Below are 12151 nucleotides of genomic sequence, written 5' to 3'. Positions count from 1 at the left end.
GTCAATCTCCGCCTTCCGCGGACAGCAAAGGCCGCGCGTGAAGATAGTGGGCCGCCCTTCGTTTCGCTTCGATGTCCTTGAACACTTTCTGAAGCTGGGGCTCGGTGAGGCCAGCAACCGCCGCGAGCTCATTGCTGGCGACCCCGTGGTTCAGGCCGTAGAGGCATAGATCCATCAGGTGATAGGGCAGCGCGAAATAGAATTCTTCCTGGCTTTGGGTCATGGAAAAGGTGTCGGTGGTCGGTGGCCGCTGCCGGATTTCATCATCCACCTCGAGATATTCCGCGAGTTGATAAACCTGGGTTTTGTAAAGGTGAACGATCGGCATCACGTCGGCGGCTCCGTCGCCCTGCTTGACGAAAAAGCCCTGGTCGTACTCGAGGCGATTTGGAGTGCCGACAACCGCGTATTTGAGGCGGTCGGCGTGATAGTATTCCGTCATCTTGCGCAGGCGCTGCTTGTAGTTTGTCGCAGCAACGATCTGCAGATAGGCAGCTGGCGGCAGACGCACGGTATCTACTTTACCCTGCGGATCCTGGACCGTGAGGCGGGTTATATTGAGCCCGCTGCTCTCCAGAACCGACGCGATCACCAGCTTGCATTTCCACCCTTCCCCATAGTCGGGAACGACGGTCTGGATCGCATCGATCTGCCGGCGGTAGGCCCCAATGGCCTCCAGTGCCGGTGCTATGTCCTCAAGGACGCTTTCAATGCCAAGCTGTGCCGCGACGCGGCGGCCAAGTCTCAGGGAGTCGCCGGAAGAATCCCGCTCCGGCATGAACAGTCCCAGGACCTTGTCTTTCCCGAACGCGCGCATGCACAAGGTCGCGACGACGGAGCTGTCGATACCGCCGGAAAGACCGACAACCACGCCGCGACGATGCAGGGTGCCGAGAACCTGAGTGCGCAAGGTGTCAACGATGCGATCGACCTCCGCGCGGGCATCGAGCGTCAGCATGTCCTTGCTGAATTCCGGAATTATGTCGATGACAAGTCCTCCCTTTTGCGAGATTCGGCGGGGGAATAGGTCTGCACGATGGCCGTCTCGATAAGCGGACGGTTGGTGGCAAGGTTTGGTTCGACGACAAGGTCGATGTGGCTGCCCGTGATCGAAATGACGTCCAGGTGTGCCAAGACGCTGTCCCAGCCCAAGGCCCGCGGCATTCCCTCCCTGCGACATCGGAACAAGGTACCGGAGAGGGGCAGAGCCGGTTTCGGTGCCTCAAGCCATTGGAAGAATGACTTCGCCCTTAAAACCTCCTGCAGTTCCAGTTTGGTCCTGAAGATCGTCGGGTTGAACTCTCCATTGGCAAATCTGTCCAGAATCCTGGCCAGACGCGCTTCGCCGCCCACGGCGACGGTGATCTTCGCAAGGGCTCTGCAAGCCATCCGATGCGCGGATATGCGGTTGGTGCGAATACGATAGAACGTACGGGTAAGTGTCTCCCAATGGTTGCTCGGCTCGTCCAGAAGGCTCGTGTCGAGGATGCCCAGGAACCGCACCGTTCGCCCGGCCTTCATGAGCCGTGCGGCAACCTCGAATGCAACCGCGCCACCCAGAGAATGGCCGAGAAGTCGCACGGGGCCCGCAGGTTGGATGCGGCTTATCTGCTCGAGTGCGGCGCCAGCCATGGCGCTGAGGGTGTTGTGTCCGTCCAGTATCGCCGCAAGGCTCGGATATCGGATCGGGTTTACACGGGCGACTTTCCCTATGGCGGCTGCGAACGCAGCCAGGCTCGGACCATAGCCAACGGACCCTGGAAACAGGAAAAGAACCGGGGGGTGGTGCTTCTTTTCGCGCCCTTCGCCCGACCGTGCAGAGACGACCGCCTCAACCATCTCGTCCAAGCTCATGCCGACGGTGAATGCTTCGAGGCCCAGCTCTTGCCCGATGGCGTTTTCGATCGCCATCACGCAGTGCAGCAGCTGCAGCGAATCTCCTCCAGCATCATCCCAGTTTCCCGTGGCAGTGCCTGTGTTGAGAACCTGCGTCCACGCGTGCTGCACTATTTGACGTGTGTCCTTTGCTCCTCCGGCGGGCGGAGCATCGAGAGTGGACGACCGGGCGACTCGCGCCCTCCTTCCGTGCGGACGATCTATCTCGGCCAGTGTTGCCAAATCGACCTTACCTCCCGACAGGCGTGGGATTGCGTCAACGGGGTGCAATCGCAAGGGACGCAATGGTGCCGGCAAGGTCATTCTGAGGAGCTGGCGAAGGTCGTCTGCAAAAGCGCCGCCTGCGAAGCGCTGGGGAACCGCGAAGGCGATGAGTTCCTGCGCGGCCGTTACCATCACCACGGCATCCGCCACCGAAGGCGCGCAACGCAAGACCCGTTCGAGTTCGGCGGGCTCGATGCGTCGACCATTGATCTTGATCTGGCGCCCTTTGCGGCCGACGATCCTCAAGATGCCATCATCGTCGAGCCGAACGAGGTCCCCGGTCGAAAAAAGCCGAGCCTCGGGATCGTCGGGGTCCGGCTGCGCGGGAACGACCACACCGTTCTCCCAATGACCAAGCAGGACATAGCGGCTTTTGATCAGAAGCTCTCCACTTTCGCCTGGCCCTACATTGCGCTCCGCTTCGTCGACGATAGCGAATGTCATACCAGGGAGCAGCCTGCCGACGGGAACCGACGCGTCTTGCTCGGGCCAGTCAGGCGGCAAGAACCATTGCGAACCGATGGTTTCAGTCGATGAGTAGCCGATCTGGATCAGACACTGGTCCGAAACGGCTTTGCGCAGCAAAGCGATGTCCATCCATGACACTTTCTCCCCACCGATCCGGGCCACTCTGAGCGGCCAGGAAGCGTCGGCGGGCGCCTCAGCCAGGAGGGCTCGAAGCAGTGCCGGCACAAGATAGGCGATCGTCACACCTTCGGACTGCAATCGAGCGCGCGTAGCGCGCAGGCCGACAGCCTCCACCTCGAGAAGATGCAACGTGGCGCCCGTCAGCAGCGCCGCAAAGATCTCCCGGCAACCGGCGATCGTGGCTGGCCCGGTCAGCGGCAGGAAAACGTCATCCGCGCTGATATGGCACGCATCGACATATTGCCGGACCCGCCATAGCAGGCTGCGTTGGCTGTTGACGATTCCCTTGGGGCGCCCGGTGCTGCCCGAAGTGTAAAGCACCAATGCGGGCGCATCGACCGAAACCATAGGGGGCTTATGCTGCTGTTCTGGGTGTTGATCGTTGGACGCCACGGCGGCCGCAATTTCGATCCAGACGATCTCTTGGGCCAATTCGACCGGGCGAACATTTTCGGCGCCTATAATCGCGCCGAGCCCCGCGGCACTGACTATATCGAAAATGCGAGAGGCGGGATCTCTTGTGTTGAGCGGGACCGAAGGCCGTCCCGCCGCCATGGTCGCCAACATCGCCACAGGATACCAAGCGGAGTTTGCTTGCAGGATGCCGATGGCCTGCCCTTCGGGGACGACGGCAGCGATATGAGTTGCCAGCGTCTCGACCGCCCGGAAAAGCTCAGAAAAAGTCAGGCGGTTCGCGCCGTCGCTGATTGCGAGCTTGTCAGGATACCGCCTGGCGACATCTCCAAGGTGGTCGAAGATTGGAGTGTCCGCAAATTTGGCACCCATCTGTCGGTAACGGCGCCAGACTGGCCCCCCTTGGTCAAGATCATATTCGGGAACGACTGACCACTTTCGGGTGGGTCGCAGATCCACCTGTAGGTTTTGATTTGCCACTTCCGAATGCAAACACACTGAGGACATTCAGGGCCCCGCCAAGCTGACGGTCGAACATCGCTCGCCGCGGAGATCTTTTCATCAATCATTCGGATGATGCCTCGATCTTGCCTAGCCAGCGCTTCCCGAGCGTCCTTCAGAAGTTTTGCCATCTGTGTCCAGCACCGGTCGTTTTTCCTTGCAAGCTCCGTCGAGCGCAAGACGGCTTGCCCAGGCGAACGGAGCGATCGGCATCTCCGCTAGAATCCGGGCTCGGTGCCCAGATTCACTGACTGGAACAATCATTCAAATGAACGTTGGTGTGATCTGAAATCCGGCTAAGCTTGATCCGTAGGGGAATGACTGCTCGTTCGGAGACGCTTGAGCATATGATCATCGAGTTGTTTGGGCCGCCTGGCGCGGGTAAAACCACGCTGCTTCGCGGCCTCTGCCAAGGGCTGGCGAGACACGGCATCAATGTGAAGACAGTAAATGGGTATCGCCTGATTGAACCTGGATCGGCTCAGGATGACGCTCCGGAAATCCGCCATGGCATAGGAAGAATTGGCAAAAAGATTGCCACATCCGGTCCTATCTTGCTGTCGACCTTGCCAAAGGACAGTGTCGCGGCCCGGCTTCTGGCATCGATCCCTCTTCGAAGCCGCGTGTGGTCATGGCGAATGAAGGTCGACATCGCCCAACTGTGCCAGTCCTGGCGCCAAGCGCGGGAGTCGCCCGGTTGCTTCATCTTCGAAGAGGGCATGATTCAGGCTTTGTGTGCGCTGGGTGTGCTGGCTAGAACTCCAAGCCTCGACGCGGTCCGCGAGTGCCTGGCGTTCCTGCCGCGGCCGGATCTCGTTGTGCAACTCGACGCGCCCCAGGAAACGTTACGCCGCCGTCTTGTGGATAGGCATGCGCAGCAACCGCTCCTCGAGGTTATGCTGTTCGAACTTGGCGTGGACAAAGGATTAAGGCAGGCCGAAATCTCAAGAGAGGTCGGCGAGTGCCTGCGCCAGGACCGATGGCCGTTGATACAAGTCAATGGTGCTGAACCTCACGACGTGGACGGGGTCGTCGCGCGCGTTCTGGGAGAGCATGTTGGTCATGCTGCCTAGGCTGGCCCATGACCTATGATCCATGACACATTTATGCATTTGGCGCCAAGCCGGGCAGCATCTGCCGCCAAGCGCGCAATCATGTCGAATCGTGCTGATCGAGCACTTCGAGCATGGTCGTCAACATGCTTCCGACTTCCTCAGAGATTTCCTCGGGGCGGATTCCCGCTCTGATGGCATCCGCCGTTGCTTGGTCCGCAAGTTTCGCCGCAAGAGCCGGATCGGCCTTGGTGTAGAGTGGGATCTTATCCTCTACCCATTTCTGCAGGAATTCGATGCCGCGCGCGCTCATACCAAGTACAAGCTCGGCGGGGCTTCTTGGTTCCGTCAGCCATATTCAAGAACGTCAGACCATCTTGCTCAGGCTGACGTCCCACGGTCACGTCACGATGAACGAGGACGCCGTCAGAGCCAGATGTGGCGATAGAGTGGCAAATTGGATCTGATGTGCGCCGCCCGAGCCGTCGCTGTCAAAGGAAAGCGCGCCGGTCGTGCTGTTATAGACGATGTGATCGCCGCTGTCGTGCGCGGCCCTGCCGGCGTAAAACGCCGAAGAGGGAAGGGCGCCTGTATGCAGGCCGGCAAACACGGTGTGGTCGAGTTGGATCTTGTCGTGGCCCACTTTGAAATCGGTGACCTTGTCGATATTGCCGACCTTGAGAGCCGAATCGAAGACAAAGACGTCGTTGCCGCCATGTCCGGTCAGAACGTCTCTCCCGCCACCGCCGTTGATAGTGTTGCTCCCGGAATTGCCATCGATGGTTTGGGCGAATTCGTTTCCCGTGAGCTTGATGGCGGCAGTTCCCAATTTGCTGGTGGTCGCAAGATGCTCGACCTGCGAGCCGGCCGACAGCGCGTAGCTCACCGATGCCAGCACGCTGTCGTTGCCGCTGTGCCGCAGTTCCACCACCTTGTCGCCGGCGTTGTTGACATAGTAGGTGTCGTTGTAGCCGCGGCCCATCATCGTGTCCGCGCCAGCGGTGCCGCGAAGCACATCCGCGCTACCCGTGCCGTAGAAAATGTGATCGCCGGTGCTGGTCGGAGGGACACTTGTGGGCGGAGGCGCTGTGCTGGTAGGCGGCGGCGTCGGTTCGCTGGCCGAAGGACCGCTTGCGGTGCTCTGGTTGTGTTGAAGGAACAGAGCCTGCAGCGTCGGCGAGCTCTCAAGCGCCGTGTCGCCCTGTTGAGAACCCCAAGCATAGGCATAGTCGAAGGCCGGCGAAGGCGCTACCTTGGCCCAGTGGTCCAACATGGTCTTTTCCTGAGCAACGCTGGGCAGGACATAGCGACCGCCCGTGTCGGTCGTCCAGTCGCCGCCGCCGAAGGTCTGATACACGGGAACGACCTGACTGAGCGGGATGCCCGAGGCGACGGCCGCCGCCACAGTCCTGTCGATCATGTTGTAATCAATCGTGCTTGTTCCGGTCCGTACCGGGTAGGGATCCAAGCCGTAATAGTCGATATGCGTGTTGGCAGGATTGAAGGTGTTTGAAAAGTCGGGGTTAGCGGAAGACCCCATGTTCATCATTGTTATGAAGGTCTTGGCGCCGGGCAGGTGGCTGTGGATCCAGTCTGACTCCGCCTTCAGATCAGCGGCGGTGGCATAAGTTCCCCATTTGCCGGTCGGGTCCGGCTCATCGACGAGGAAGAAGCCAAACACTTTCGGATTGCCGATGAAGGGCGTGACCTTCTGGATAAAGGAGGAGGTTGCACCATCTGCTTCATTGAGCCACACTAGGCCTTTCTGGCCGGCCGGCAAGGCGTTGAGCTGGTCCAAGGAAGATACATCGACAAGATTGAATCCGGCTTTCGCGACCTCGGAGGCCGACCCGCCCGAGGCGTAATGGAGTGTTGTCATTGACATACCCTTCGTCCGATTCGGTAGGCGCCCCACACCTGCCTAGGGAAAGGATCCATTAGCGACAAATCAAATACGGGCGTCCCTTGATAGAATCTTTGATCATCGTCCGGAAAACACAACAGCCTCGATGCTACGCTTGCGTCAGAGGTTTGTAGATGATCCAAGTATGTCGAGCGCTCAAGCCTGCAACGAAAGCATTGCAGCGAAGTCTGCCGGAGCGCCTGCGCATTTGCAGTGGCGGCAATCGGCCAATGCGCGCTTCGGTTGCGCGAGCCACCGCCCAAATGCGCGCTTCCGCAGGATTTACTTGAGCCCAGGCAGCAAAAGGAAGCGCGTCCCGGCGGAGCCTTCATTTCAGCCACTCGATGCTCCTCGTGAGCAAAGCCTCGGCGCCAAATGAGCAACAAGGCATTAGTCCGCAAGGTCATGCGAGGCGCGCGCCGCTGGCAATTGCGGAGAGGCACTGAACTGGATCCCGCCGGGTTCAACGGAAAGGCGGGCGTGCCGGTCCGAATGACGGCGAACATGGCAACGCGGTCGCCCATCCGCGGGAAGAGGCGGCTGGTGGTCCGACCATATCCAGAGACCGGGTGAAAGCCTGTTCCAGACGAAGCGGTCGGGAGAACTGCCGGTGCGAGTCATCACACCATCTGGGCGCGATGTTGATCCGGCGTGAGAAGGCGGGCGGAGATTGCTTTGAACGCGAGCGCGCGGACCTTCGAACACAGCCCTCTTTTTCTAAATATCCGGCCCGCCGTGTCGTACGCGAAGATGTCGTCCTTGCACCGTCAGACCGGATGAATCCAACTCACTGACCGAGGCGACAGCGATTGTGGCTGCATTGCCGCTTCGTTGATCAGCTTGCTTCATGCAAACAGACGAGGACAGCACGAAAGCCTGCTCCTAGCGTGGGACTGGCTGTTGTGCGTTCAGGGGCGATGAAACCGGCCATGGAAACCGCGGATAGGATCAGCTGTTTTACGCGATTGGTATCGCATCCAGGAGCGACAGGATGAGTCCGCATCTGGTTTGCGTTGGAGGCGAGGATCATAGACTAAGAATCCCGTTTCTTTTGGCGCTTCGCGAAAGGGGTTTTCAAGTCACTGCCGTTTCGAGTGATCTCGGAGCCGCCTTCTCACCCCATGGCATTGCCCATCGCCGATTTGGGTTCGACCGCTTTGGCAGCGGCGGTGCAGAATGGGGTGCTGTCAGCGCGATCCGTGAACTGATGTCCGAACTGCGTCCGGACATCATTCAAAGTTTCGACACCAAGCCCAATATCCTAACTCCACTGGCGGTGCGCGGGCACGTTCCCGTCGTTCGCACCATCAACGGGCTTGGTTGGACATTCTCGTCGCGGGAGCCGCGGGCCCTGGCATTGCGTCCTTTCTTTTGCGGCCTTCAGGGGGTGGCGTCTCGTTGGACAGCCATGACCGTCTTCCAGAATAGTGATGATCAGGCCTTCTTCGAGCGCTACCGGCTGGTGGCTCGCGGCAAAGGGCTACTGATCCGGAGTTCTGGCATCGACCCCGATGCATTCTCGATGGCAAGGTATCGTGGTCCTTCGGCTGCCACGATGCGCGAGGAACTTGGCCTACAATCGGCCCAGGTCATAATATTTGTCGGTCGGCTCACGCGGCAGAAGGGGATTCCAACCCTCATCGAGGCGGTTCCTCGCGTTATCCGCGAGAGGCCCAACGCGCGTTTCGTACTTGTCGGCCCGCAAGACTCCGAAGGTCCGTTTGCCGTCAGCAGAGCCGATATCGAGCGCCATGTTCCCCACGTTGTCGCATTGGGGCCAAGGCGCGACATTCCAGCCCTCCTTGGCATGGCGGATATCTTTGCGTTTCCGACGCAATATCGCGAGGGAATTCCGCGTGTCCTGCTGGAGGCGGGATTGTCCGGATTGCCGATCGTCGCCTCGAATATGCCGGGCTGCAACGATGTGGTTGAGGATGGCTGGAACGGCTATCTCGTGGCGCCGCGCGATGCGGATGGCTTGGCCTCCCGGATAGTCGATCTTCTTTCCGACCCCGCCCGTGGCAAGACGATGGGCAGCCGTTCCGTCGGATTCGTGCGGGAGCGGTTCTCGCTGTCGTGGGTGATCGACCAGTATTGCGACCTGTATAAGACAATACTGGGTGGCAGATATCGCAGCAGGCTTGTTCAAGCTGCGCAGGCGAATCCGAGGGAAGAGGCGGTGCCAAGCCCCCATCGACTGGGTGAGGCGCGGCAATGATGCGTGATGCGCTTCTGGCCTTCGGCGTGGCGATGTCCTACGCGGCGCAACTCAGCATCCCAGGGCTGCCCTTCGGCTACAGCGAACTGTGCCTCACGCTCTGGATAATGCTGTCGATGACGCGAATCCTTGCTGGCGGCCAACTGGAGGTTACGCCGGCCCTGGCCAAGCTTGGGCTTTTCTGGCTGATCCTGGCGCTTGCCATGGGCGTGGGTTACATCATCGGTTTTCTGACAACCACGTTGTTCCTGGATCCGTTGTTGCACGACACGCTGGCCTATGTGCTGTTGGCGTGCGTCACCTGTCTGGCCGCTGCGGAGCCCAACGCGTCTTTCCGTTTGCGTCGTATCGCCTGGTGGATGGTTGCTATCGCGAATGCGGGCTTCATCATTCAGGTAGGGCTTGGCTTCGGCTGGCTCCATCAGGCTGGGGTCGAGCCCTGGTACTGGGACCGCTTCTGCGGATGGTCCGACAATCCGAACCAGCTTGCGCTCTACTGCGCCCTGCTCGGTCCACTGGCCTTGCATCTTGCCACAACCACCAGCAATAAATGGGGAAGATGCCTTGCCCTATGCAGCCTCATATTCACCGTTTACGTCGGAAGGCTGACAAAAAGCGATACCTACCTTTATACCACGGTCCTGGCTTGTCTGATCCTTCTCGGGCTGCGGGTCCGGGCCTGGCTGACGAGCGACGGCAATAAGGCGAGCCTTTCGAGGCAGCTTGCCGTCCTGATGGCCGTTGGCTTCCTGCCGCTGGCCCTGTCTATTGCGCCTTATGCCCTCAGCGAGGCCGCCAGCGCCGAAGACTTCGCCAAGAGCCTGACCAAAGACAAGGGCGGGGAAGCGACTGCCCAAACCGCGGCGCTTCGCCTCTACCTCTGGAATGCAGCCTTGGAGAAGGGGGCACGATCGGGATCGCTTGGACTGGGTCCGGGCCCGCACCTAGATAGTCCCCCCGTGGTCAATCAACAGTTTTTGCCGCGGCCCTTCGAGGCGCACAGCACCATCCTGGATCTCTACACTCAGGGCGGCCTGATTTCGGTTCTAGCCCTGATGTGGATCTTCGGCTCGGCTGCGTTGTCCGCCTGGCGGGCGAAGCTGGATGCTCTGGTGGCGCTCGTGGCATCGATCGCCGTCTTCAGTGCTCCGCATTTGGTCATCCGCCATCCGATCGTGTGGTTCTGTCTGACCCTCTGCCTTGTCGCTGGGACGCCGGAAGCGATCCCCGCGATTGTTCGCCAGAGGAGATGCTAGAATGTGTGGGATCGCCGGAATTTTGTTGGCGCCCGATGCACCCAACGCAAGTGCGCTTAGGGCCATCGGACCGATGGCGACGGCGCTTCGTCATCGCGGACCTGACGGTGAGGCCTTCTGGGTGAGCCGTGAAGGGGGGGTAGCCTTCGGCCACCGGCGACTGGCCATCGTCGATCTGTCCGGAGCGGGTCGCCAGCCAATGCTCTCCGCGAGCGGTCGGTATGTCATCACCTTCAATGGCGAGATATACAACTTTCGCGATCTGCGCCGTGAACTGGAAGGGGCGGGCCATCATTTCCGCGGCGCCAGTGACACGGAGGTCATGCTGTGCGCGATCGAAAGCTGGGGCCTTGATGCAGCCCTCGCGCGCTTCGCTGGCATGTTTGCTTTCGGGCTGTGGGACCTGGAGAACCGAACGCTTCAGCTTGCCCGCGACCGAATGGGCAAGAAGCCACTCTATGTCGCCTTGACACGTGACGCGCTTGTCTTCGCCTCGGAGCTGAAGGCGATCACTTGCTTCCCAGGCTTCACTCCGGAACTCGATGTCGATGCGGCGACGACGATGGTTTCCAACGGCTGGGTGCCGGATGACCGTTGCATTTGGCAAGGCGTGTTCAAGCTGCCGCCTGGTTCAATCCTGTCGGTCACTGCGGCGCAATTCGCCGACGCCCGCGGCACCGGTTCGCTTGAGCATCGCATTCACCCTTGGTGGTCGCTGGCCGATGTCGCCAGCAAGGGACAGCGCGATCCGATAGCCGCCAGCGACGAGGACCTCGCGACCGAGCTCGACAGCCTGCTCCGCCTGGCCGTCAAGCAACGAATGATTGCAGATGTGCCGCTGGGCGCCTTTCTGTCCGGCGGAATCGACAGCTCGACTGTCGTCGCCCTGATGCAGGCACAGTCCCGAAGCCCCGTTCGTACGTTCACCATAGCGTTCGGCGAAGGTGGGTTTGATGAAGCTCCCCATGCGGCCGCGGTTGCTCGGCATCTGGGCACCGATCATACGGAACTTCATCTCTCGCCGGCCGCCGCGCTTGAGGTCGTTCCGGAGCTGCCCCGGATTTGGGACGAGCCGTTTGCCGATGAATCGCAGATACCGACGCTGCTGGTGTCGCGCCTCGCGCGTCAACATGTAACCGTGGCGCTTTCAGGCGATGGTGGCGACGAGTGCTTCGCAGGCTATTCTCGACACTTCCTGGCAACCCGCCTCACAAAGCAGCATGAGCTGCCATTGTCATTTCGCCGGCTGTTGGCATCGGGGGCTGGGTTGCTGGCCCAGGCCTCTCAGAAAGATATCTTCGGCAATCTGCCGCTTTCGGCGAATATGCGGCATGGCTTGCGCGGTGACCGCCTGGCTCGCCTTGCCCGCCTGCTCGCGGCGCGAGATGAGGACGAACTCTTTCTGCAACTGACAAAATCTTCAGCCAACGACCTTGTTCATCGCAAGCCGTCGACAGCACCTACCGACACCACAAAGCTCGACGGCCTGCTCTCGCGTCTCCTATTCGCCGACATGACAGGCTATCTACCGGGCGACATTTTGGTGAAGCTCGATCGAGCCACCATGGCCAACAGCCTCGAGGGGCGATGCCCGATCCTGGACCATCGCGTCGTTGAATTCGCCTGGCGCTTGCCAGCCCGCGCCAAAGTCCGAAACGGGAAGGGCAAATGGTTGCTTCGCCGACTGCTTGATCGTTATGTACCACGCCGACTGGTCGACCGGCCCAAGCAAGGTTTCGACGTTCCGGTCGGGACTTGGTTGAAAGGGCCCTTGCGCGGCTGGGCAACCGATATCATTGCCACGATCGGCCGCTCCGGGGACGGGGTCATCGACCGTGAGAAGGTCGACGCATGCTGGCGCAATCATCTGCATGGAAGCCAAGATAATTTCCGCGACCTGTGGCCGGTGCTCATGTTTCAGGCGTGGCGCAACGAAGCCATGCGGCCATCGACGGTCGCCACGCACCCTTCTTACCATATCGAACTGACAGGGGATTGA

General features: G+C 60.3%; 8 protein-coding genes. 4 read left to right on the top strand and 4 right to left on the bottom strand.

All coding sequences use genetic code 11. The features are described from left to right. Window position 1 precedes the first annotated feature (1 nt). Together nadE and NKJ80_RS10300 are read right to left on the bottom strand one after the other, a co-directional pair. Complete coding sequence (nadE, locus tag NKJ80_RS10305) at window positions 2–982, bottom strand: NAD(+) synthase (RefSeq protein ID WP_280790677.1); 981 nt, start codon at window positions 980–982, stop codon at window positions 2–4. Continuing rightward, window positions 979–3729, bottom strand: a complete 2751-nt coding sequence (locus NKJ80_RS10300; RefSeq protein WP_502902196.1) for an AMP-binding protein — start codon at window positions 3727–3729, stop codon at window positions 979–981. Before NKJ80_RS10300 ends, nadE begins: the two co-directional genes overlap by 4 nt. A 341-nt stretch (window positions 3730–4070) precedes the next feature. Here NKJ80_RS10300 and NKJ80_RS10295 point away from each other — a divergent pair, with 341 nt between their 5' ends. Beyond that, complete coding sequence (locus NKJ80_RS10295; RefSeq protein WP_023670888.1) at window positions 4071–4796, top strand: AAA family ATPase; 726 nt, start codon at window positions 4071–4073, stop codon at window positions 4794–4796. Between the two features lie 79 nt (window positions 4797–4875). On the opposite strand, the gene NKJ80_RS10290 is transcribed toward NKJ80_RS10295, so the two are convergent. Beyond that, complete coding sequence (locus NKJ80_RS10290; protein ID WP_023670889.1) at window positions 4876–5088, bottom strand: DUF768 domain-containing protein; 213 nt, start codon at window positions 5086–5088, stop codon at window positions 4876–4878. A gap of 87 nt (window positions 5089–5175) precedes the next feature. Continuing rightward, complete coding sequence (locus NKJ80_RS10285) at window positions 5176–6654, bottom strand: M10 family metallopeptidase C-terminal domain-containing protein (RefSeq protein ID WP_023681029.1); 1479 nt, start codon at window positions 6652–6654, stop codon at window positions 5176–5178. A gap of 1015 nt (window positions 6655–7669) precedes the next feature. Here NKJ80_RS10285 and NKJ80_RS10280 point away from each other — a divergent pair. The 3 genes from NKJ80_RS10280 to asnB are packed head-to-tail and all read left to right on the top strand — an operon-like array spanning window position 7670 to window position 12151. Next, a complete protein-coding gene (locus tag NKJ80_RS10280; protein ID WP_352497524.1) occupies window positions 7670–8896 on the top strand; it encodes a glycosyltransferase family 4 protein in 1227 nt (408 codons plus the stop codon). Beyond that, window positions 8893–10152: an O-antigen ligase family protein gene (locus tag NKJ80_RS10275; RefSeq protein ID WP_352497523.1), complete on the top strand. Its 1260-nt coding sequence runs from the start codon at window positions 8893–8895 to the stop codon at window positions 10150–10152. The genes NKJ80_RS10280 and NKJ80_RS10275 overlap by 4 nt, the downstream gene beginning before the upstream one ends. A 1-nt stretch (window position 10153) precedes the next feature. Then, window positions 10154–12151, top strand: coding sequence for an asparagine synthase (glutamine-hydrolyzing) (gene asnB, locus NKJ80_RS10270; protein ID WP_352497522.1), 1998 nt, complete (start codon window positions 10154–10156; stop codon window positions 12149–12151).

It is taken from the genome of Mesorhizobium sp. M0030 (assembly GCF_040323695.1).
Lineage (GTDB): Bacteria > Pseudomonadota > Alphaproteobacteria > Rhizobiales > Rhizobiaceae > Mesorhizobium.
Note: the sequence above shows the minus strand (reverse complement) of the source record. Positions and strands in the feature narration are given on the sequence as shown.